We start from the raw sequence: 22,618 nt of genomic DNA, 5'->3' as shown, positions 1-22,618 counted from the left end.
TCATGTCTATCTAGAAAGTGAGGAATACTGCTTATGGCAGATAATTATAATACACGTGTAGAGCGCAGAAGACAGCAGTCTCCTGCCAAAAAACAAAAAACTAAAAAGAAATCAACAAAGATAATAAAATCTATATTTTTGACATGTTTTCTCATTGGAGTCGCTGTACTAATTGCAGGTGGCACCACCTTTGCCATTTATGCTAAGGATGCTCCACCGCTTGATAAGGTACTATTAATCGACCCAATTGCATCAGAAGTTTTAGACAAAAACGGTGATGTATTCGCCGTCCTAGGAACTGAAAAAAGGGATTATGTAGAATATGGAAATATCCCCAAAAAAGTAGAAGACGCCGTATTAGCAACTGAAGATGTGCGATTCTATAAACACGGCGGAATTGACTTACGCAGACTTGCAGGAGCTGTTCTTGCAAACGTCACTCGTGGATTTGGGGCTGAAGGCGCCTCAACCATCACTCAGCAAATCGTCAAATTAACATATTTATCAGATGAGAAAAAGTTGAAAAGAAAGGCGCAGGAGGCTTGGCTCTCCATTAAACTTGAACAAAATTATTCAAAAGAACAGATATTTGAAATGTATGTAAATAAGATCTATTACGGAAATGGAATTCATGGAATTGAAACAGCTTCGAAATTTTACTTCAATAAGGAACTTAATGAATTAGAGCTTCAAGAGAGGGCTTTTTTAGCGGGAGTTCCGCAAAGGCCAAATGCTTATGACCCATACAAACATCCTGAAATAGCCGAAAAAAGAAAAAACCTTGTGCTCTCTCTCATGTATCAACACGGAAAAATAAGTAAAGAAGAAATGGAAAAAGCGAAAAAAATTCCTGTTGTTAAAACATTGATTCCAGAAGAAAAAAATAAGGCCAACCCTTATAAATATGATTCCTTCGTTGATCAGGTCATTCGAGAAGTAGAGGAAATGGGAGATTATAACGTATATGCAGATGGCTTGAAAATTTATACAACGCTCGATCCTGATGCTCAGGAATATACGGAAAAAATGCTTTACACAGACGATATTGTCCAATTCCCAGATGAGAAAATGCAAGCTGGGCTCGTCCTTTTGGACACTGAAACAGGTGAAATTCGAGCCATTGGTGGGAATAGATATAAGGATATAAAGCGTGGTCGTAATTTTGCCACACAGTTAACAGACCGACAACCAGGTTCAACGATAAAACCAATCGTAGATTATGGCCCAGCCATTGAATACTTAAACTGGTCTACGTATGAGCAAGTTGTAGATGAACCTTATAAATATTCAACTGGAGAATCAATTAATAACTATGACCAAGGTTTTCTCGGTCGAATGTCCATCCGTGAAGCATTATATCGCTCTAGAAATATTCCAGCACTAAAAGCCTTACAAGAAGTTGGATTAGAGCATTCAAGAGAATTTGCAGCTAATGTTGGTTTGGATTTTGATGAAAAAACATTTTTTGAATCAGCTGCAATCGGCGGTGTTGAAAATGTTTCTCCTCTCAAATTAGCGGGTGCCTATGCCACATTTGGCAATAATGGCATGTATAATAAGCCGTACACGGTTAAAAAAATCATTTTACGTGATGAAGAAACAGAAATTACGAATAAAATTAAACCTCAGCTTGCAATGAAAGATTCAACCGCATATATGGTGACAGATATGCTGAAAGATGTTGTTTCTTATAAGCAAGGATCTACAGGAAAAAGTGCAATTATCCCTGGGCTCCCTGCTGCAGCGAAAACAGGTACAACAAACTATACTTCTGATGATATACAAAAATATGGACTAAACAAAGGTGATGTCCCAGATGCTTGGTTCGCCGGTTATACGACGAATTATACAATCGCTGTCTGGACTGGTTATGAGAAACGAAGCATCCCTTTGCGTGCAGGAACAAATGATCAGCAAATCGCAAAAGAGCTTTACAGAAATTTAATGACTCATATTTCGGCGGAAATAGATACACCAGATTTCGCGATGCCAAAAAGCGTTGTGAAAGCAGCCGTTGAAAAAGGTTCAAATCCAGCTAAGAAGCCAAGTAAATATACACCAAATGGTAATATTATATATGAATTATTCGTGGCAGGTAAGGAGCCTAAAGAAGTTTCTAATGTTTTTGATAAACTTGATGCTCCTTCTGTCAAAGGAGAATATAGTGAATCTGAAAATGCAGTTAGCTTCACATGGGAACATCCCGAAACAAAAGATAAAAAGCTAAAATTTGATGTAACGGTTAAATCATCTAATGGTAAAAAGCAGTCACTCGGAATTGTGAGTGAACAAAGTTTTACAATTCAAAATGCTGAGCCTGGCGTCACGTATTCAATTGAAGTTAAGGCTATAGCGGATAACCAAAATAGTAACGCTGGCACAGCAAGTGTGACTGTACCAAAAGAAGAAGAAGTTGTTCCACCTGATATGAATCAAGATGATGAAAGCGATGAGAAAGACAAGGACAAAGACAAAGATAAAGACAAGGATAAAGACAAGGATAAAGATAAAGACAAAGATAATAATGGCAACAACGGCAATAATCCAGGGCAAGGGGAAGACGAATCTGACTCTGAAGGGAAAAAGAAGCCTGAAAAGCCAGGTAATGAAGAAGCCCCCCCTGGAGATGAGAAACCAGTTGAACCTGCCGAACCTGCAGACGGGGATAATGCTGATTAAAAATATTAAAAAAGAACTAGGCGCCTTCATGAGGCGCCTAGTTCTTTAAATTATTTTACTTTTACCCTCTTCTTCCCTTCCCTGCACACTTCTAACAGTGGGCAAATGGGGCATTGCGGGTTTTGAGCTTTACAATGATATCGTCCAAAAAATATCATTCGATGATGAGTAACCGACCATTCCTCTTTTGGAATTTTCTTCATTAGTGTTTTTTCTACTTCTAAAACACTATCTTTCCAGCGACAAAAGGCTAATCGTTTACTCACTCTTTCAACATGGGTATCAACGGCAATAGCAGGTACACCAAATGCGACAGACACTACGACGTTGGCCGTTTTCCTGCCAACTCCCGGCAGCTTGATTAATTCATTATAATCTTCCGGTACTTTTCCATCATAATCATCAATAAGCATTTTACACAGCTTTTGAATATTTTTAGCTTTGTTTCGAAATAAACCAATTGACCTTATATCAGTTTCAAGTTCATTTAAGGAAACAGCTAGATAGTCTTCCGGTGTTTTATATTTTTTAAACAAGCCTTCTGTCACTCTATTTACTAAAGCGTCAGTGCATTGCGCCGATAGAGCGACCGCTATGACAAGTTCAAAAGGGTTTGAATGAACTAACTCACAATGAGCCTCTGGAAACATTTTCCCCATTTCATCCAAACAAAATCGTATTTGTTGTTTATTTAGCATTATTCTCACCTACTTGGCTTATTGCTCAAGCCAGTTATAAAAAGGTACAGTGTTCGAGCTTTTACTTTGTTTATTTGGTTGTCTAGACTTTTGCCTGTACTTTAAGCTATGAACCTTCGCTTGTTCGATTGTTGTAATTCCATTCTTTTTCCATTCAAATAAAATTCTATCTATGTACCTGAAATTCACTGTGCCAGACATGACGGCTTCTCGTAATGCGGCTTTTATTATAATAGGGTCTTGTCCATCCTGATCTATCCACATCGCAAGTGATTCACATTCCAAAGGAGAAAGTGGCCTACCAAATTCCTGCTCGAAAGTAGAATAGATATCCTTTTCTTCTTGAAAAACAGTTTCTAGAGCTAATTGTTTTTTTTCTGTAATTAAGAGGTCTGCTAATTTAATCCAGAGTAAGGATAATGAATATCTTTCAAACCTAACTTCATCATCAGAAAAGTCTTTTTCTATTTTGATTATTTCCATCTGTACAAGTCTTCTTAAAATGGAAGTACATTCACTGCCTGTAATTGTCATTCTTTCAGCGATTTGTTCTGGTGTTGGGAATTCATTCCCCTTTTCCATAAATGATATAATATGCAGTAAAACGACCAATTCTTTCTCATCAAGGCCAATCTCACGATATTTACTCATTAATAAATATGGAACTTGAATCATACCAGCCTCAATCCAAGAAACCATCAAATCTTTATCCATGTTAACGCACCTCACTTACCTCGATTATATCATGTTCTGCAGTATAAATTTTAAAAATAAAAGCTGTCCCATAATTACCCAGATGCATTGGACAATTATATGGGACAGTCTTCATAAATTTATGGATATAAACGATTCAACAAGCGCGGGAATGGGATGGTCTCCCTCACGTGTTCAACACCTGAAATCCATGCTACTGTTCGTTCTAAGCCAAGTCCAAACCCTGAATGGGGTACAGAACCGTATCTTGAAAGATCTAAGTACCATTCGTATGCTTCAATTGGCAATTGATGTTCTTCTATTCTCTGTTTCATGAGTTCGAAATCGTGAATACGTTCAGAACCTCCAATGATTTCGCCATAACCTTCTGGAGCAATCATATCCGCACATAAAACAACATCATCCCTGTCTGGAGCTGGTTGCATATAAAAAGGTTTTATTATGGTAGGATAATGTGTGATAAACACTGGCTTATCAAAATGATCAGCAATAGCTGTTTCATGAGGGGCGCCGAAATCGTCTCCCCACTTAATATCATTAAAACCTTTTTCATGCAAGAACGTAATAGCATCATCATACGTAATCCTTGGGAATGGCGCACGTATAGTTTCTAATTTCGTTTTGTCTCTTCCCAATCTTTCCAATTCTAACGGGCAATTTTTTAAAACAGATTGGACAATATAGGCTACATATTCTTCCTGAACCTTCAAACTATCCTCAAATTCATAAAAGGCCATTTCCGGCTCAATCATCCAAAATTCTATTAAATGTCTACGTGTTTTAGATTTTTCCGCTCTGAACGTAGGCCCGAAAGAAAATACTTTTCCCAAGGCCATTGCTGCAGCTTCCATATACAGCTGTCCGCTTTGGGATAGAAAGGCATCTTCATCAAAATATTTCGTTTTAAATAGTTCTGTTGTTCCTTCAGGTGCACTTCCAGTTAAAATTGGCGGATCCACTTTAACGAAGCCATTTTGATTAAAAAATTCATAAGTAGCACGAATCACTTCATTTCTAATTTTCATTACTGCATGCTGCTTACGTGATCTAAGCCATAAATGACGATGATCCATTAAAAATTCAGTACCATGTTCTTTCGGTGTAATTGGATAATCAACCGCTTCTTGAATCACTTCAATATTTGAAACTAACAGTTCATACCCGAAAGGTGAACGAGTATCTTCTTGAATTGTACCTGTAATATAAAGTGAAGACTCTTGAGAGATTGTTTTTGCTTTTTGAAATGTCTCTTCACTCACATCACTTTTTACAACTACTCCTTGAATAAAGCCAGAACCATCCCTTAATTGAAGAAAGGCAATTTTTCCACTGGATCGTTTATTGGCTAGCCAAGCTCCGATTGTCACTTCTTGGCCTACAAATTTATGAACTTCTGATATTGTTGTTTTCACATTAACATTCCTTTCGAAACGATTCATATCCTGATGCTTCTTATAAATTTAAATTATACTATATGACTTGCCGCCTTCCCTTTTTTCTCGATAAAAGAATGTATGCGGCTAACTGCTTCTTCCAAAGCCTCTAGTGATGTTGCATAAGAAATACGAATATTATCAGGTGAACCAAAACTTGACCCTGGAATAACGGCAACAAGGGCTTCTTCAAGCAGCATTTCCACTAACTGATCTACATCTTTATATCCTGCAATATGCGCCGCTTCTTTTACATTTGGATATAAATAGAAAGCTCCTTGCGGCTTTTTGCATTCAACGCCTGGGATAGAAATTAATTTATCATATATAATATTTAATCTTTCTTCAAAAGCCTGTCTCATTTGTTCTACAGCCGTTTGCGGGCCGTTATATGCCTCGAGAGCACCATATTGTGATGTAGTTGTCGGATTAGATGTTGAGTGACTTGCCAGGTCCGCCATCGCAGCAACAATTTTTTCATTTCCAGCTGCATATCCGATTCTCCATCCAGTCATGGAGTGGGATTTTGAAACACCATTAATAATCAATGTAATATCTTTTAATTGCGGAGAAATTTGAGCAATAGATACATGGTTGTTTTCCCCATAAACTAATTTCTCATAAATTTCATCAGAAACTATTAGTACATTATGTTCGATACATAACTCACCAAGAGCAGCAAGTTCTTCTTGTGAATAAATCATTCCAGTTGGATTGCTCGGTGAATTGATGATAATCGCTTTTGTTTTATTTGTAATCGCAGTTTTTAATTGATCAGGAGAAATTTTAAAATCATTTTCTTCCTTTCCTTCAACATATACGGGAACGCCTCCAGCCAGCTTTACATGTTCCGGATAGCTTACCCAATAAGGTGTTGGAATAATGACTTCATCTCCATCATTTAAAATAACTTGGAAAAGGGTATATAAAACATGCTTCGCTCCATTTCCAATAATGATTTCTGAAGGCTTATATAAAAGATCTTGGTCCCGTTTAAGTTTATTAATGACCGCTTTTTTTAACTCAGGCAATCCGGCTGCTGGTGTATATTTTGTTGCCCCTTCCTTCATGGATTGATAAGCTGCTTCAATAATATTCTCAGGCGTGTTAAAATCCGGCTCACCGGCACCTAGTCCAATAATATCAAGTCCTTGTGATTTCAACTCTTTAGCTTTGGCTGTAATGGCCAAGGTTGAAGATGGGGTGAGAGCATCAACGCGATGTGCTAAATTAATGTTCATGTTTATTCCTCTTTCTTTTATAAGTTTTCAATTTTCCGCCACCATTTACCTGTGTCGAAATGAATATAATAATAATTTAATTTAGAATTTTGGTCTAAATAGGAAAGTTCCCAAACAGGTAAATTCTTTTCCATTCCTAATCTTGTTCCAAGAATTTTTTTGGGCTTTTCTTCATTAACCAATTTCGATACAGCTTCGTTTTCCGAAATGCCTTCGGAAGCTTTTTTTATGATGATATCTTCGTCTTTTTTTTCAGGAATCCAAACGATTGTTTCAATTCCTTCTTGATTATCGCCCATAATTACATAATAAGTCTTTGTTCCATGATATACAAAAAATTTATCATTACTTACTAATTCAGCTTCAGCCTTTGCCCTATTTTCAGCATATTGTTCTGCACTCAAAAGGGGCTCTCTAGCTTTTTTATATACATATAAAGACCCAAAAATAATTAATATGATGAATGGCAATAAAATCAAAGTCCACTTTTTCATTGGAACCACCTTATGTTTTATGGATATAAAGAACATCCGTATCTTGTCATTACGATGCAAGCAATAATTGACATCATAGCATCACATATATAGGTAATACTACTGATACACGCATATATTCATCATTGTATCAGAAAATATTAGGCTAAAAGATGAAATAGTGCGTACGTTTCTAAAAAATAATTAATATTAGCCCACAAACTTGAGGTTGTGTTAATTAATTAACGCAGCCTCAAATTTATAACCACTTTTCAATGACTGGTAAAAGATTATTTAAGGGCCCACGTTCGATTGAAATGTGTGGAATGGACTGTAAAAATGTTTTTCCATAGCTTGTTGTTTCAATTCGCCTATCTAATACAATAACTACTCCACGATCGGTTTCCGTTCTTATTAAACGGCCGAAACCTTGCTTAAACCGAATGACCGCTTCAGGTAATGCAAATTCCGAAAATGGATTCTTACCATTATTCTTGAGCAATTCATATTTAGCAGCCGATATCGGTTCGTCAGGAGGTGAAAATGGCAGTCTTACGATTACTAAGCATGATAAATCCTTTCCTGGAATATCTACACCTTCCCAAAAACTACTTGTACCAAACAGAATCGATTTATTAAATTGTTGAAAATTCCTTGTGAGCCTTGTTCTGCTTCCACCAGAAATACCTTGCGCGAGGAGCACAAAATCTTCTAGTGCAAATGAATCTTTAATGAGTTGGTATGTTTTTCTAAGCATATCGTACGATGTGAAAAGTACGAGCATTCTACCATCCGTTACATCAGCAATTGCAATGATATGACTAGCTATTGCTTCGATATAATTGTCATTAACGGTACCGCGAACTTCAGGCAAATCTGATGGAATCATTAGTTTTACCATATCTTTATAATCAAAAGGAGAACTAATCACTCTTTCAAGCAAACCTTCTTGTCGCAAATTCAATTCATTTAAGAAAAAGTTAAATGAATGCTTGACTGTAAGCGTTGCAGAAGTCATCACAACACTTTTTTTATGTTTAAAAAAATTCTTTGCTAAATCGTTACCTGGGTTCAAAGGTTGAACGTATATCCCTATACTGTTAGGAAGTGCACGTATATCCCCCTCAATCCACGTAACATGATGATCCGTAGGTTTTAACAAAATTTGTTGAATTTTCTCCCCTATTTGAATCCAGTCCCGCAAAAAGCTATTGATTTCTTCAAAAAATGCTTGTTCACCTTCTGTTAACTTTTTATCCTCTCGTTTAACTAACGCAAGACGATCTTCAAGCTCTCTACTAATCGTACGATGAAAATCATAAACCCTTTCGGCACATATTACTAAAGGCAACCATTTACGATCTGACATCATCTCATTTGTAATTCGCAATTGTTGTTTTGTGTTTTTATTCGCTCGTCGTCCATATAGATGAGAAATTTTTTTGCCCAACATAACGAATAGATCATCTATTTCCAAATCGAGCTGTGAGATGACCTGATCCAACTCAAAAGCATGAAAAGATGGTGTTAGTCCTTTTTTCTGTAAAAGGTTTTCTATTTTACTAAATAACTGATTCTTTTCTAGTGTTCCGAGACGGCCAATCCTAAATTTCAAAGTATTATATTCAAGTTTTTTTCCGAAGCAATTTCTAGCTGCTTTTTCTAAATTATGCGCTTCATCGATCACAACATAATGATAATCAGGAAGAATATTTTGATCATTTTCTATGTCTGCAAGCAGCATGGAATGATTTGTAATGACAAGATCTGCATTGGCAGCAAGATTTCTAGCATGCATGTAAAAATCATGAGAAATCCATGGGTCCTTTTCTTTTTGAAAAAACCAGCCATCATGTTTAATTCTTTGTTTAAATAATCTCCCACCACTTGATACATTTAGTTCATCCATATCACCAGTTTCCGTATGCACTAACCAAACAAGGAACTGCATTTTTGTCATAACCGTATCGTATTGAGGGTCTTTTTCATATAAAGATTGCTCGAATTTCAACATATTTATATAGTTGCTGCGCCCTTTTAATATTGAGGTTTGGAATGAGAATGGAATTAATTGTGTTAATCGGACTATTTCATTATTCAAAATTTGATTCTGCATTTGAATCGTATATGTACTTATTATGACGGGTTGACCTTTAGAAACGGCAAAATATAAGGATGGCAACAAATATCCCAATGTTTTACCTGTCCCAGTCCCTGCTTCAATAACAGCATGCTGATTCATCTCAAAAGATCCATATACCGTGTCCATCATTTCCATTTGTCCATGACGAAGATTAATTCGCTTTGAAAATAATTGATTCTTTTCTTCCTTGCTCTTTGGAAAAGATGGAATGATCTTGTCTTTATTAGATTCTGGGATCACTTTTTTCTTTAGTGCAATCCCCCGAAAAACCTCTAGATCTTCTTGTAAATTATCGATATTTTTTCGTTTTTCTTTCAATATACTTTCAAACAAAATATATAAATCGCTTTTTAATGAATAGGCCATATCGGTCAGCTTTTCCAATGTAATAAGCGGTAAGGTTTTTGTACGTTCTAATAAGATTAAAAACAATTCAGCCGTAACTAGCGCATCACTATCTGCTTGATGCGGATTTTCATGCTTCAACTGAAGATATTCCGCTAATTCGGAAAGCTTATAACTTTGTGCAGTAGGCAAAAGAATTTTTGCAAATTCTACTGTATCGACTGAATCGAATCCGATTTGATTGTATCCTGCCTTTTTAAGCTCATTCCTTAAAAAACCAAGATCAAATATCACATTATGCGCGACGAAAATTGAATCTTGAAGTAAATCATTTATTTTTGGTGCAATATCATTAAATTCTGGTGCATCTTGAACCATCTCATCTTGGATACCTGTCAATTCTTGAATAAATGCTGGAATTGGAATACCAGGATTAATAAATGTTGTATATTGATCGACGATTTGCCGATTTTGTATTACAACAGCAGACAGTTGAATGATGCGATCTCCACGATCGTGGGCATTTCCCGTCGTCTCCAAATCAACAACTACGTATTTACGTGTCATACACATACCACACCTTACTAGAAAAGCGCTAGGCTTGACTTTCATTCTTTAAATACTCCCGACAATTGTATCATATATAAGCTGCTCGGGTAAAAAAAGTACGATAACTATAACTAGACCAAAAACCAGCCCAATAATTTATAAATAATTAGACTGGTTTTTAGTTAATTGCTGTTTTCTTAAAATTTGTTGTTTGCAAAGCCTGTTTTACACCTAGAATTTAAATGTTCTTATTGTAGTTCCCAGCTTTTTTCACAGAGGATTATTCATTTTAATAACATGGATCCAATTGTCGTTGTTAAAATTCATAGTTATTTGCAATAATGTAAGAAAAAAGAGCTAGTTAATCAGTAAATTGTTGTTTCTGGTTCGTAATGAATCATATCTTGAATTTTATTATCTTTTGTCATAAGTGCAATTTTAGGTTGATGCGAATGAATTTTTTCTTCCGGAACTAAAGCATATGAAATGATGATAACAATATCTCCTGGCTGTACGAGCCTTGCAGCTGCACCATTCACACAAATGACACCAGAACCTTTTTCACCTTCAATAATATATGTTTCAAATCTAGCTCCGTTATTATTATTTACAATTTGAACCTTTTCATTTGCTACCATCCCAACTTTTTCTAAAATATCTCTGTCGATTGTAATACTTCCGACATAATTCAAATTTGCTTCTGTAACTGTTGCTCTATGGATTTTTCCATTCATCATCGTACGAAACATGATGTTGGACCTCCTTATGATTGAATAGACTTTCGATATTCACCGAGTTAAAATTGCTATCGCTATTTTTTTTCAAAAACACTTAAGTTTTGAAAACACCACAATAACTTGGAGTTGAAACCTACTGACGTTCCACTTGAAGATTAATCTAAACATAAAAAGATGCACTATCATTCCTTATAGTCCCTTTTCTAAGGGATTTTTGCCTTTAAAACAAAACCTTTTGCAGGTTGATTGGAGCGAAAGTGCGAGACTCCTCCGGGGATCAGTGGAACAGTGAGACCCCACAGGCGTTTACGCCGAGGAGCCTCACCGCCCCTGCCCCGCGGAAAGCGAGCAACTGTAGCGGAAATCAACCAACCACTATCTAGGTAAAGTAACAATGTTTGCAAAAATAGCCTTTATAGAAACAGATTTACAACTCGAAATCCCGAGAGCTCAGTTGTGTCTATAGAATGATATTGTCAATTAATCTTGCCCTCGAAAACTTCACTGCAAGTGCAATGATTAATTTTCCGTGTAATCGTTCTAATTGTTCAAGGTGAGGAAAACTTAAAATTTCAATATAATCAATTTCACCATTTGTATTAGTTTTAATATAGTCTTCCACGATCTGAATGGCAGTTGCTGGTTTTATTTCACCATTTTGAATGATATCAACCGCTTTTTTCAGGCCTTTATAAAGGTGAGGCGCTTGCTCTCTTTCTTCTTTCGTTAAATAAACATTCCGTGAGCTTCGTGCAAGTCCATCCTCTTCTCTTTCCGTTTCAACAGGAATAAGCTGGATCGGGAAATTAAAATCTTTGATTAACGAATCTACTACAGCCACTTGCTGTGCGTCTTTCATTCCAAAATAAACATTGTTCGGCAATATAATGTTAAACAGTTTTATTAAGATTGTCGCTACTCCGTTAAAATGTCCAGGCCGACTTCTGCCGCAAAGCACATTTGTTCGTCTCAAAACATTTATTTCAAAAGATGGCTCATTTGGATATACATCAGAGCGTTCAGGTAAAAATAATATATCCACGCCAACTTCTTCAGCAAGTTCTTTATCTCTCTCAACATCACGAGGATAAGCATCAAAGTCCTCATTTGGTCCAAACTGAAGTGGATTTACAAATATACTCATGACAGTTACATCATTATTTTGTAAGGAATGTTTGATTAATTTTAAATGACCTTCGTGTAAATATCCCATTGTTGGGGCAAATCCGATTGTACTTCCTTGTTTTTTCAACTGTAACGATCGTTCTTGCATAGCTTTTGTTGAAGTAATTATTTCCATTTTATTTCCCTCCATAAAGCAACTCTAGCTCGGAATCATTCATCGTAAACGAATGTTGTTCTTCTGGAAAGGAAGATTTTTTTACTTCAGCAACATATTGTTGAATGCTTTCCTTTGTTAAAGTGTTAATATCACCATATTGTTTCACGAATTTCGGTACGCGCTCCACTCCAAATGTCAACAAATCATGATAAACTAACACTTGGCCATCTGTACCATTTCCAGCACCAATTCCGATAGTCGGAATATCCAATTTTGCAGAAACTAGATGAGCCAGTTGTTTTGGAATGCATTCCAACACGATAGAAAAAGCCCCGGCTTTCTGGCATTTTATTGCTTCATCAACAAGATGGCTTGCTGCTTCTGCACTCTTGCCTTGCACTTTATAACCACCTAACACACCAACAGCCTGTGGCGTTAAACCGAGATGGGCCATAACTGGAACACCTGCTGCAGTTAGTGTCCTGATCGTGTTTATAACCTCTCCACCACCCTCTACTTTAACAGCGTGTGCTCCACCTTTTTGCATAAGGGCAGCAGCTGACCTTAAAGCCTCTTCCTTACTTACATGGTAAGTCATAAACGGCAGATCGGAGACGATAAAGGTATTGGCAGCTCCTCTTTTGACTGCTTTCGTATGGTGAATCATATCTTGCAAGGTGACTGGTATAGTCGATTCATACCCTAACACAACCATACCTAAAGAATCTCCAACTAAAAGCATGTCTACTCCCGCTTGTTCCGCAAGCTTAGCTTGTGGATAGTCGTAAGCTGTTACCATTGCAATTTTTTCGCCAGACTTTTTCATTTTTGAAAAATCCGTTGTTTGTTTCATTTTTTATTCTCCTCCTTTGCTTTCAGAGGAAACGAATGTATTCGAGTGTATTGATCCAACATTAAAAAGGAGTCCTCTCCAAATAGGCAGAAGGACTCCTAAAATCTTCACTCGTTTCGGTCCTCTGTCCCCGTCCCTTTGGATCAAGGCAGAATTTATTAAAAAATTTTTACTATGGTTGGTGCAGTTCACATAATGGATACCGCCCGTTTTACATTAACTATTCTTCAATTGCATTATAACAAACAATTTTTGTATTGACTATGAAGGAAACTCAATATCCGCAGAATAAATATAGTGGATTTTTCCTTTTTCGTCCTCCACTTTTAATATGCCCTCTTCTGTTATACCGAGTGCTATACCAGAAATTTCTCCCGTAATGGTCCTAGCAATGATTGTCTTGCCTATCCCCGCTGCATAGCTCTCCCACAATATTTTTAGAGGGGCAAATCCTTGCTCCATATATAGTTCATAATATTTTTCAAAGTATAACAAGATTTTTTGGATCACTTTTGTTTTTGATACTGTGTGACCAGATTCAAATTCCAATGACGTAGCGATTTTTTTTACTTCATCAGGAAAATCTTCTTCCCTCTGATTAACGTTCATACCGATTCCAATCACAAGAAAATTAACTTTGTCGGCTTCTCCTTGGAGCTCTGTCAAAATACCAGTCAGCTTTTTCCCTTTATAAAGTATATCATTGGGCCATTTTATATTAGGTTCCAATCCTGTGACTTCTTCAATTGCTCTAACACACGCTATTGCGGATATAAGGGTAAACTGTGGTGCTTTTTGTGGAGGGAGTTTCGGTCTGATGATCATACTCATCCATATCCCTTTTTGTTTTGTAGAGTGCCAAGGACGAGTCATTCTGCCTTTTCCGGCGGTTTGTTCTCCTGCAATAACAATCGTACCCTCAGGCGCACCCTCTCTTGCAGCCTTATGAGAAATCATTTGTGTTGATTCAACAGAATCATAATAAAGAACATTTCGCCCCATCGTTTTTGTTTCTAATCCGAATAATATTTCATGACCTGAAAGATGATCAGGCTTACTTATTAATCGGTATCCTTTCTTACGGACAGCTTCCAATTCAAACCCTGATTTACGCAATTCTTCAATATGTTTCCAAATGGCTGTCCTTGAGCAACCAATGATGTCAGCCAATGCTTGTCCTGATAAATATTTTCCATCAGCATTTGCTAAAGCTTCGTATAGTTGTTTTTTTACGGAAGATGACAAGATTTCACCCACCTTTTTATTTCAGCTGTTTCATTATTAATTTCTTTATTGATTATTGCTTTTTCAATGCCTTCCATTACTTCCCTCACCCATGGACCAGCTGGTTTATTACACCATGCCAAAATATCATTACCCGAAATAGGTAAATCTTCACGTGACGAGATTGGTAAGTGACTAAATAATTGCTGAATATTACTTTCTATCTCTGAGATATCGTTGCCTAGACTTGTTTGATAAATTCGCTCCACAATCGTAGATATTTCTTTTCCAGCACGATAGTATTCAAAATTTGTCCATTCTTGTTCCTTCCTCCATCGTAATAGCGATAGGGAACGCAAGATGAATTGTATCTTTTTGCTAGGAAGCTTCCATTTTTTTAATAGCTCATTTGAGTTCGGGTGATTTGTTAAAAATACACATAAAATCCATAATTCTATTTCCTTTAATGTCTTAATCGGTAAAGATAAAATAGAATCGATGATTCGTTTATCATTAAATAAAGAAGGCCAATAAGAATATAATTTGGTCTCTACTGCTATTTTTAATGCTTTTTCACGGTATGTACCATTGAGCAGCTTCGTCATTTCTGCAGTTATTCTTTCTACTGAAATATACTTCAGCAAATAAGATAAATTGGCCATTTCTCTTTCAGTCTTATATTCGAGGCTGAATCCTAACTGGCTGACGAAACGAATCGCCCTCATGACTCGTAAGGCATCTTCTTTGAACCGTTCTGCAGCTTCTCCTACAGTCTCTATTATTTGATTATAAATAGCCATCTTTCCGTTGTATGGATCGATAAAATTCCCTGCTCTATCCATCGCAATGGCATTCATTGTAAAATCCCTTCGTCGTAAATCTTCATGAAGAGATCGAATAAAAGTAACTGATTGAGGTCTGCGAAAATCTTCATAGGTCGATTCTGATCTAAATGTCGTCACTTCAAAGCCTTGTCCATTATAAAGGACAAGAATAGTCCCATGTTCTATTCCAACATCTACTGTTGATGAAAATATCTTCTTAATTTCTTGAGGTGTAGCAGATGTTGCGATATCAACATCATGAATATCCCGTTTAAGAAGATGATCTCTTACTGCACCTCCAACAAAATAAGCTTCGAAGCCAGCTTTTTCGATTTTTTCAAGTACAGGAGTTGCGGAAAAAAACATATTATTCATACTTACCATCCTTGTCCAACACTTTGCATTAAAGATTCGTATAGCTTTTCATATTTTTCTACGATCAAATTTGATTGAAAACGTTCCATAGGAGTCAAAGATGCATGATGAGAAAACTCCTCAAGCGATGACTCATTTTGTAGAAGACTAAGTGATTTATTGCTGATTGTTTCTAAGTCACCTAGTTCACAAATAAAACCATTATAACCGTCAATGATGACTTCCGGAATACCCCCGATATTCGTTCCAATACATGGAACGCCACACGCCATTGCCTCTAAAGCAACGAGACCAAAGCTTTCTTTCTCTGAGAGCAATAACATCAAATCACTAATTGAATACAATTCCTCTAAATGATCTTGTCTACCGAGGAAAAGTACCTTATCTTCAATATCTAATTCTTTTACAAGTTTACATATTCTCGTGTTTTCTGGGCCATCACCTACAAGAAGAAGTTTCGCAGGGATTTCCTTCGCAATTTTCGCAAAGGAAGCAACAACATCACGCACTCTCTTCACTTTCCGAAAGTTAGAAACATGAATGATTACTTTTTCCTCTTCTTTTATTCCATAAGCAAGTCTTAAATGATCAGCATTTACTTTCCTATAAACTCTTTCATCAATAAAGTTATGAATAACACTTATATCTTTTTCTGCGCCAACGACTTCATTTGTCTGCATCTTTAAAGCATTTGATACAGCTGTAACAGAATCAGATTTTTCAATACCAAATTTGATCGCTTCAGCAAGCGTAGCATCGTAACCTAATACCGTAATATCCGTTCCGTGTAAAGTAGTGACGATTTTCACATCCGTCCCCGCCATTTGTTTTGCTAATATTGCACAAACTGCATGTGGAATAGCATAGTGAACATGTAAAATATCAAGTTGCTCGCGTTTTATGACTTCAGCCATTTTACTGGCTAAGGCGATATCGTATGGTGGGTATTGAAAAACAGAATATTGATTTACACTTACTTGATGAAAATAAATATTATGATGCAAAACATCCAGTCGAAATGGGATATTTGACGTTATAAAATGAATTTGATGACCCTTTTCTGCTAACATTTTCCCAAGCTCGGTTGCTATAACACCTGAACCGCCGACAGTAGGATAACATGTAATCCCTATTTTTAATTTCATAAGCCTTCTCCAAACAGATTATTATTTAGTAATAATGGTTTACTAGAAAGAAATCCTTCGGCAAACCCGACACCCACTTCTTTTCCGAATAGTTTGTCTCTTGCTGTTACACTTTCTATATATCCCTCAGTTAAAGGAGTTTGAACTCCACCTTTATTAATAAAAAATTGAGATTGATAAGCTTGAAGTGCTTCCACCTTTTTGTTGATATAGTCGGTTATGTCAACTACAAAGTCAGGAGAATCAAAACCATTTATCATGTATTGGTATAAATATATAGCTTTATGAGGTGGAAGATTGCCCTCTACTTCATATTTTCGAATTCCTGCAGAAAAAAAAGCCTCTTCGACTAAACGATAACAATTCCCGTGATCAGGGTGGCGATCGTTATGATAAGGTGCAAAAATAACTCTCGGTTTATATTTTCGTATCACATTTGATATTTTTCTAATATGTGCTTCCGTTAAAAATAATCCTCGATCAGATAAATATAGATTCACACGTTCTACTGCTCCAAGTAAGTCAGCAGCTTTACTCGCTTCTTTTCTTCTAGAATCCACATTACCATTTGATGATAATTCAGCCTCCGTTAAATCACATATAATAATTTTCTTTCCGCTTGCCGCCCACTTTGCCAAGGAGCCAGCCATTCCAATTTCAACATCATCTGCATGAGCCCCAAAAGCTAGAATATCTACTGCTTGTCGATCCATAAAAGCCGCCCCTTAACTAATGTAAAATATACATTTTTAAGACTGTTCTCATAAAAGTTATCCGTTGATAACGACAACACCATTTAATATGAAAACAGTCTTAAAACGCTTTATTCTAAAATAAAATGTGCTCTAATCCATAGACTAATGTGTTTAAGCCCATTACGGTTTCTACAGACATTTTAACACCTGTCATGAAGGAAGCACGGTTATATGAATCATGTCGAATTGTTAAAGTTTCTCCAGGAGCTCCAAATAAAACTTGTTGATGGGCAACAAGCCCCGGTAATCTTACACTATGAATATGCATCCCATCATAGTCTGCACCCCTAGCACCTTGAATCGTTTCTTTTTCATTAGGATGCCCTTGTTTCTGTTTATCTCGATTTTCTGTAATCATTTGAGCTGTTTTTAACGCTGTTCCTGAAGGAGCATCCAGCTTTTGATCATGGTGGAGTTCGATAATCTCCACATTGTTAAAATATTTCGCTGCCATTTGTGAAAATTTCATCATTAAAATGGCGCCAATAGCGAAGTTAGGTGCAATAATGCAGCCAATTTCTTTCTCTTCGGCTAATTTTCTTAATTCAGATATCTCTTCATTTGTAAATCCTGTTGTCCCAACTACCGAGCGTATGCCATGTAATAATGCAGTTTTAGTATGTAAATACCCGGTTTCAGGTACAGTTAAGTCTATTAAAACATCAGCGTCAACATTACGAAAGCATTCTTCTACATCTGTATAGATTTTAACATCAAGATTAGAAAAACCTTCAATTTCGGAGAGCAATAATCCATTATTTTTCCGATCCAAAACAGCAACTAATTCAAATTCAGGAGCGTCTTTTACTAAATTGACTGCCTCTCTCCCCATTCTTCCACGCGGTCCAGCAACTACTATTTTTATAGGATTCTCCATATTATTCATCCTCACTTTTTCTCGTCCATCTATCTTTATCTCGAGTATTAAATTTATTCATCACTTGATCATGTGCTTTTTCTAAATCAATATTTAGTGAATTTGCCAAGCAATTTAACACGAACAGCATATCTCCTATTTCTTCCTCAATTGCTTTTTCTTCTTCTGTTGATTTTTTTGGTTTTTCCCCATAATGATGATTAATCTCCCTGGCTAACTCTCCAAGTTCTTCGGTCAATCTGGCAAGCATCGCAAGAGGACTAAAATACCCCTCTTTAAACTGACTAATGTATAAGTCTACTTCTTCTTGCATTTGCTTTATAGTCTTTTGTTCACTCATAATGTATCACCTTTCACCATTATGTTAGCTAATACCTTTTTTATATTCAAATAAAATTGCTTAATGTAGTAATTTTGTACACTTTGTCAAAGATTGGTTATAATGAATTAGCTTCGTACCCAACATAACATCTAATCGGAGGCTAAACAATGAGAGTTGGCATAAAATTTAAAAATGTATTTTTTATTTTAATAGGTGCAGCTATCTTTTCTTTTGGCATCGTACATTTTAATATGCAAAATAATTTAGCAGAGGGCGGATTTACTGGAATTACATTATTACTTTATTTCGTTTTCCATATTGATCCATCCATTTCAAACCTCATGTTGAATGTTCCCCTCTTCTTTGTTGGTTGGAAACTGCTCGGCAGCAAATCTTTTATATATACCATCATTGGAACGCTATCGGTTTCATTATTCTTATTTATTTTTCAAAGATATCAAATTAGTATCCCATTGAATGGTGATTTATTTTTAGCCGCCTTATTTGCCGGAGTTTTTATCGGCATTGGCCTTGGCATTACGTTTCGATATGGAGGAACAACAGGCGGAGTCGATATTATTGCTCGGCTGCTCTTAAAATATAAAGGATTCAGTATGGGTAGAACAATGTTTATGTTTGATGCGATTGTCATCACTGTTTCCCTTTTAACGTATTTAAACCACGTGCAAGCTATGTATACACTCGTAGCCGTTTTTGTCGGTGCGAGAGTCATTGATTTCATGCAGGAAGGATCGTATGCTGCGAGAGGGGCTATGATTATCTCTGAAATGCAGCATGATAAAATCGCTGATGAAATTTTAATGCAAATGGGCAGGGGAGTAACAGTATTGCGTGGCTATGGATCATTTACAAAACAAAATAAAGAAATTCTTTATTGTGTTGTGGCCAGAAACGAAATTGTAAATTTAAAAAGAATAATAAATGCTATTGACCCTTATGCATTTGTCTCAGTAACCGTTGTTCACGATGTAATGGGTGAAGGCTTTACATTAGACGAAAATAAGAGACCATATGATGTATAAATTACCTTTCTCTAATTCTGAATATGTATGTTGATTTTTACTACAGGCGAATGCTTTCCTGGTGGCTCGCGGAAAACTTCCTTGTTGCTGGCCGGTTGTCTAGCTCGTTTTCCTAGCGTCTAGCGAAAGAGCCTTTCCTGCTTGTTCCTTGCCGTGTTTCCTTTATCTCATTGCAGGAAAGGCCTCCCGTTCATACGACGCTGAACAGTCGCCTCCGCTTTTCTATAATCTGCGGGATTTTACCTATCACTCTAATCCTTAGAGGGAAAGGATGTCTTAATGTAATCGCCGGCCAGAAGTCGCCCTCTTCCGCTTCACTCAACTAGTTAAACAATTATTTTCAATTTCTAAAAAACAATCGTCTTATTCCCATCAACAATGACTCTATCCTGTAAATGCCATTTTACAGCTCTTGCTAATACGCTTCTTTCAATATTTCTTCCGATTCTTTTCATATCTTCTACTTGATCACGGTGGTTTACTCTTTCTACACCTTGTTCAATAATCGGTCCTTCATCAAGATCATTGGTCACGTAGTGAGAAGTCGCCCCTATAAGTTTTACACCTCGATTATATGCCCGCTCATAAGGTCTTGCACCTATAAAAGCAGGTAGAAAAGAATGATGAATATTAATAATTTGATTCGGATAATGAGAAACAAAATTAGGAGTCAATATTTGCATATAGCGAGCTAAAATGATTAGTTCAATTTTATGTTCTTTTAGTATAGTTAGCTGTTGCTCCTCTACTTGCTTTCTAATATCTTTATTCGCGGGTATGTAATAGAATGGAATGCCAAGTGATTCAGCCAATTGGTTAGAATCCTCGTAATTACTAATAATACAACCAATATCCATCATTAGATCTCCATTTTGCCATTCCCATAGAAGCTCCATTAAACAATGTAATTCTTTTGAGACAAAGATTGCCGTCTTTTTAATATCACTTACATAGCGAAATTCGAAATCCATTTTAAATTTTGTTGCTATTTCTAAAAAGGATTGCTCCATTTCATTTCGTCTATTATGTAGTTCCGGACAACTGAACTCCATTCTAATAAAAAAGTTTCCTCCATCTGGATCCGCTGAATACTGGCTGGATTCTATAATATTTGCGCCATTATTCATTAAAAATGTTGAAACCGCAGATACAATTCCTGGCTGATCGGGACATTTTATAAGAAGCCTTGCACGGTCCAGATTTTGTTCTCGATATTGATTCAATACTTTATTTGTCATCCATACTTCCCTCTTTAATGTTTTTAGCTATTTTACTTTCTTTTATGGAATATTGCAAAACAAAAACCCGGTAAAGACCGGGTTTTTAATTAATCATTTCTAGTAATATTCGTGAAGATCAATATTAACCTTATTAATTCGAGTACTGCGACAGCTGCAGCGGCTACATATGTCATGGCTGCTGCACTTAATACTTTTCGTGCATCTCGTTCTTCAGCATTGCTTATAAGACCTAGTGAAACAATTTGATCCATTGCTCTAGAAGAAGCATTGAATTCGACAGGCAATGTAACAATTTGGAAAACGACTCCTGCAGCCATTAATATAATACCTATCAGTAAAAAGTTTGGCATTGCAGTAACAAGAATTCCTATCATAATGAAGATCCAAGCAAATTTTGAAGTGAAATTTACGACTGGAACTAACGCATGGCGAAAACGAAGAGCCGCATATCCTTCCTTATCTTGAATCGCATGTCCAACTTCGTGGGCTGCTACTGCCGCACCAGCGACCGAATGTTGGTGATAATTGGATGATGAAAGAAAAACGGTCTTATTCAAAGGATTATAATGATCACTTAAAACCCCTTGTGTTTCCCTAACAGCTACATTACTTAATCCGTTTGCATCTAATATTCTACGAGCAACTTCAGCACCACTCATACCGGCAGAAGTAGGTATTTTTGAGTATTTTGTGTATGCACTTTTCACTTTCATTTGAGCCCATATTGGGATAATAATAATGATCGCCAAATAAATTAAATATCCTCCCATTTTAAACCCCCATATCTAGTTGTTTATATTCTATTTTATTGGATAGTAGGAAATTGGTCAATCATTTGGACCTTTTCGTTTTTGTTTTTGCATTTTTTGACCACGATACTTACGCCAACTAACGTATGACAATGTAGAAATGATGATACCCCCTGTCATAATCATAACCCACCAGATAGAAGGATCAGTATCGTCTTTATTTATTTCAGAAAACAGCTTTTTTAAATCGGTCTCCAGACCTTCCAATTCTTTCATCCACTTTTGCTCAGAAAACGACGTACGATTTTGATCAATAAAGGCAATCCTAGAATCTAGCTTCTGAACCTTCTCAACAGAAACATCAATTTTTATACTTGGTTGAATAACGGAGTAGGTTGATAAAAATTCATTTAATTGACTATTATAAAGACTTTCATCTCCTTCTAATGCAGCACTTTTCACATCATCGAAGGCACTCATAATCGGCCTTTCCATCTGAGACCATAATGGCTGATATTTTGAAATAACGGCATCAGTCGCTAATCGAAATGCGGTTACTTTCTTTACTCTTTCATTTTCATTTAAATTGATGCTAGTTAATGCTTTTTCTGCTTCGTGGTGAGCTGCCGTTATGACTCTAAGTTCGTCCATCGTAAAATGCCGTTCCAATACCCCTTTTTCAGAAAACAGCGATCCAAATCTTTCCATCACTTTTTTAGCCTCTTCATAGCGACCAAACTTTGTCAACTGTAATGTTTCATCAGCAAGCTTATCTAATTCAGTCATAGAAGACTTTGATTCAGCTTGTACAGAAAATCCAAAAATCAAAAGGCAAAGCACTAGAAGGATGATAGATTTCAACTTCATTACTTGTCCCTCCCCATACTACTGATAAAATGTATGTGATATGGGACAA

20 protein-coding genes are annotated in these 22,618 nt (G+C 36.4%); 2 read left to right on the top strand and 18 right to left on the bottom strand.

Annotated features, from left to right (window positions below; translation table 11 throughout):
* Positions 1–33: 33 nt before the first annotated feature.
* Positions 34–2,679 carry a PBP1A family penicillin-binding protein gene (locus KHA96_RS03300; protein WP_213127859.1) on the top strand — a complete coding sequence of 882 codons (2,646 nt, stop codon included), beginning with the start codon at positions 34–36 and terminating at the stop codon, positions 2,677–2,679.
* A 50-nt stretch (positions 2,680–2,729) separates the two neighbouring features.
* On the opposite strand, the gene nth is transcribed toward KHA96_RS03300, so the two are convergent.
* The 15 genes from nth to KHA96_RS03225 form a co-directional block, all read right to left on the bottom strand.
* Positions 2,730–3,377: an endonuclease III gene (gene nth, locus KHA96_RS03295; RefSeq protein ID WP_213127858.1), complete on the bottom strand. Its 648-nt coding sequence runs from the start codon at positions 3,375–3,377 to the stop codon at positions 2,730–2,732.
* An 18-nt stretch (positions 3,378–3,395) separates the two neighbouring features.
* Positions 3,396–4,091: a DnaD domain-containing protein gene (locus KHA96_RS03290; RefSeq protein WP_213127857.1), complete on the bottom strand. Its 696-nt coding sequence runs from the start codon at positions 4,089–4,091 to the stop codon at positions 3,396–3,398.
* Positions 4,092–4,210: 119 nt separating this feature from the next.
* Entirely contained in the window at positions 4,211–5,503 is a 1,293-nt protein-coding gene (gene asnS, locus KHA96_RS03285; protein WP_213127856.1) for an asparagine--tRNA ligase, read from the bottom strand.
* Positions 5,504–5,556: 53 nt separating this feature from the next.
* Entirely contained in the window at positions 5,557–6,765 is a 1,209-nt protein-coding gene (locus KHA96_RS03280; protein ID WP_249315242.1) for a pyridoxal phosphate-dependent aminotransferase, read from the bottom strand.
* 17 nt (positions 6,766–6,782) lie between these two features.
* A complete protein-coding gene (locus tag KHA96_RS03275; RefSeq protein ID WP_213127855.1) occupies positions 6,783–7,259 on the bottom strand; it encodes a cell wall elongation regulator TseB-like domain-containing protein in 477 nt (158 codons plus the stop codon).
* 238 nt (positions 7,260–7,497) lie between these two features.
* Positions 7,498–10,293 carry an ATP-dependent DNA helicase DinG gene (gene dinG / locus KHA96_RS03270; RefSeq protein ID WP_213127854.1) on the bottom strand — a complete coding sequence of 932 codons (2,796 nt, stop codon included), beginning with the start codon at positions 10,291–10,293 and terminating at the stop codon, positions 7,498–7,500.
* Positions 10,294–10,640: 347 nt separating this feature from the next.
* The gene (gene panD, locus KHA96_RS03265) at positions 10,641–11,024 is read right to left on the bottom strand and encodes an aspartate 1-decarboxylase (RefSeq protein ID WP_213127853.1); all 384 of its coding nucleotides are present in this window, start codon (positions 11,022–11,024) and stop codon (positions 10,641–10,643) included.
* 448 nt (positions 11,025–11,472) lie between these two features.
* Complete coding sequence (gene panC / locus KHA96_RS03260) at positions 11,473–12,312, bottom strand: pantoate--beta-alanine ligase (RefSeq protein WP_213127852.1); 840 nt, start codon at positions 12,310–12,312, stop codon at positions 11,473–11,475.
* Between the two features lies 1 nt (position 12,313).
* A complete protein-coding gene (gene panB, locus KHA96_RS03255; protein WP_213127851.1) occupies positions 12,314–13,147 on the bottom strand; it encodes a 3-methyl-2-oxobutanoate hydroxymethyltransferase in 834 nt (277 codons plus the stop codon).
* Between the two features lie 261 nt (positions 13,148–13,408).
* Positions 13,409–14,392 (bottom strand): biotin--[acetyl-CoA-carboxylase] ligase, encoded by a 984-nt coding sequence (locus KHA96_RS03250; RefSeq protein ID WP_213127850.1) that lies wholly within the window; start codon positions 14,390–14,392, stop codon positions 13,409–13,411.
* Positions 14,377–15,570 (bottom strand): CCA tRNA nucleotidyltransferase, encoded by a 1,194-nt coding sequence (locus KHA96_RS03245; protein ID WP_213127849.1) that lies wholly within the window; start codon positions 15,568–15,570, stop codon positions 14,377–14,379. Before KHA96_RS03245 ends, KHA96_RS03250 begins: the two co-directional genes overlap by 16 nt.
* A 2-nt stretch (positions 15,571–15,572) precedes the next feature.
* Positions 15,573–16,715 carry an N-acetyl-alpha-D-glucosaminyl L-malate synthase BshA gene (bshA, locus tag KHA96_RS03240; RefSeq protein ID WP_213127848.1) on the bottom strand — a complete coding sequence of 381 codons (1,143 nt, stop codon included), beginning with the start codon at positions 16,713–16,715 and terminating at the stop codon, positions 15,573–15,575.
* A complete protein-coding gene (gene bshB1, locus KHA96_RS03235) occupies positions 16,712–17,428 on the bottom strand; it encodes a bacillithiol biosynthesis deacetylase BshB1 (protein WP_213127847.1) in 717 nt (238 codons plus the stop codon). The genes bshA and bshB1 overlap by 4 nt, the downstream gene beginning before the upstream one ends.
* Before the next feature lie 115 nt (positions 17,429–17,543).
* Entirely contained in the window at positions 17,544–18,347 is an 804-nt protein-coding gene (dapB, locus tag KHA96_RS03230; protein ID WP_213127846.1) for a 4-hydroxy-tetrahydrodipicolinate reductase, read from the bottom strand.
* A 1-nt stretch (position 18,348) separates the two neighbouring features.
* The gene (locus KHA96_RS03225; RefSeq protein WP_213127845.1) at positions 18,349–18,687 is read right to left on the bottom strand and encodes a nucleotide pyrophosphohydrolase; all 339 of its coding nucleotides are present in this window, start codon (positions 18,685–18,687) and stop codon (positions 18,349–18,351) included.
* A gap of 149 nt (positions 18,688–18,836) precedes the next feature.
* Between KHA96_RS03225 and KHA96_RS03220 the strand changes: the two genes are divergently transcribed.
* Entirely contained in the window at positions 18,837–19,712 is an 876-nt protein-coding gene (locus tag KHA96_RS03220) for a YitT family protein (protein WP_213127844.1), read from the top strand.
* A gap of 347 nt (positions 19,713–20,059) precedes the next feature.
* Here the strand turns inward: KHA96_RS03220 and purU are convergent, their stop codons facing one another.
* The 3 genes from purU to ypjB all read right to left on the bottom strand — a co-directional run bounded on the left by purU (position 20,060) and on the right by ypjB (position 22,569).
* Positions 20,060–20,950: a formyltetrahydrofolate deformylase gene (purU, locus tag KHA96_RS03215; protein ID WP_213127843.1), complete on the bottom strand. Its 891-nt coding sequence runs from the start codon at positions 20,948–20,950 to the stop codon at positions 20,060–20,062.
* A gap of 89 nt (positions 20,951–21,039) precedes the next feature.
* Positions 21,040–21,723 carry a zinc metallopeptidase gene (locus KHA96_RS03210; protein WP_213127842.1) on the bottom strand — a complete coding sequence of 228 codons (684 nt, stop codon included), beginning with the start codon at positions 21,721–21,723 and terminating at the stop codon, positions 21,040–21,042.
* A gap of 57 nt (positions 21,724–21,780) precedes the next feature.
* Entirely contained in the window at positions 21,781–22,569 is a 789-nt protein-coding gene (gene ypjB / locus KHA96_RS03205) for a sporulation protein YpjB (protein ID WP_213127841.1), read from the bottom strand.
* Between the last annotated feature and the right edge of the window lie 49 nt (positions 22,570–22,618).

Source organism: Bacillus sp. FJAT-49711 (assembly GCF_018343715.1).
Classification (GTDB): Bacteria; Bacillota; Bacilli; order Bacillales; family Bacillaceae_C; genus Lederbergia.
The sequence above is the reverse complement of the archived record's forward strand: the minus strand, read 5'-3'. Positions and strand labels throughout refer to the sequence as shown.

Coding starts and splice junctions, on each gene's coding strand:
- KHA96_RS03300 (WP_213127859.1), top strand. CDS start 34: ATGGCAGATAATTATAATACACGTGTAGAGCGCAGAAGACAGCAGTCT.
- nth (WP_213127858.1), bottom strand. CDS start 3,377: ATGCTAAATAAACAACAAATACGATTTTGTTTGGATGAAATGGGGAAA.
- KHA96_RS03290 (WP_213127857.1), bottom strand. CDS start 4,091: ATGGATAAAGATTTGATGGTTTCTTGGATTGAGGCTGGTATGATTCAA.
- KHA96_RS03280 (WP_249315242.1), bottom strand. CDS start 6,765: ATGAACATTAATTTAGCACATCGCGTTGATGCTCTCACCCCATCTTCA.
- KHA96_RS03275 (WP_213127855.1), bottom strand. CDS start 7,259: ATGAAAAAGTGGACTTTGATTTTATTGCCATTCATCATATTAATTATT.
- dinG (WP_213127854.1), bottom strand. CDS start 10,293: ATGACACGTAAATACGTAGTTGTTGATTTGGAGACGACGGGAAATGCC.
- panD (WP_213127853.1), bottom strand. CDS start 11,024: ATGTTTCGTACGATGATGAATGGAAAAATCCATAGAGCAACAGTTACA.
- panC (WP_213127852.1), bottom strand. CDS start 12,312: ATGGAAATAATTACTTCAACAAAAGCTATGCAAGAACGATCGTTACAG.
- panB (WP_213127851.1), bottom strand. CDS start 13,147: ATGAAACAAACAACGGATTTTTCAAAAATGAAAAAGTCTGGCGAAAAA.
- KHA96_RS03245 (WP_213127849.1), bottom strand. CDS start 15,570: ATGAATAATATGTTTTTTTCCGCAACTCCTGTACTTGAAAAAATCGAA.
- bshA (WP_213127848.1), bottom strand. CDS start 16,715: ATGAAATTAAAAATAGGGATTACATGTTATCCTACTGTCGGCGGTTCA.
- bshB1 (WP_213127847.1), bottom strand. CDS start 17,428: ATGGATCGACAAGCAGTAGATATTCTAGCTTTTGGGGCTCATGCAGAT.
- dapB (WP_213127846.1), bottom strand. CDS start 18,347: ATGGAGAATCCTATAAAAATAGTAGTTGCTGGACCGCGTGGAAGAATG.
- KHA96_RS03225 (WP_213127845.1), bottom strand. CDS start 18,687: ATGAGTGAACAAAAGACTATAAAGCAAATGCAAGAAGAAGTAGACTTA.
- KHA96_RS03220 (WP_213127844.1), top strand. CDS start 18,837: ATGAGAGTTGGCATAAAATTTAAAAATGTATTTTTTATTTTAATAGGT.
- purU (WP_213127843.1), bottom strand. CDS start 20,950: ATGACAAATAAAGTATTGAATCAATATCGAGAACAAAATCTGGACCGT.
- KHA96_RS03210 (WP_213127842.1), bottom strand. CDS start 21,723: ATGGGAGGATATTTAATTTATTTGGCGATCATTATTATTATCCCAATA.
- ypjB (WP_213127841.1), bottom strand. CDS start 22,569: ATGAAGTTGAAATCTATCATCCTTCTAGTGCTTTGCCTTTTGATTTTT.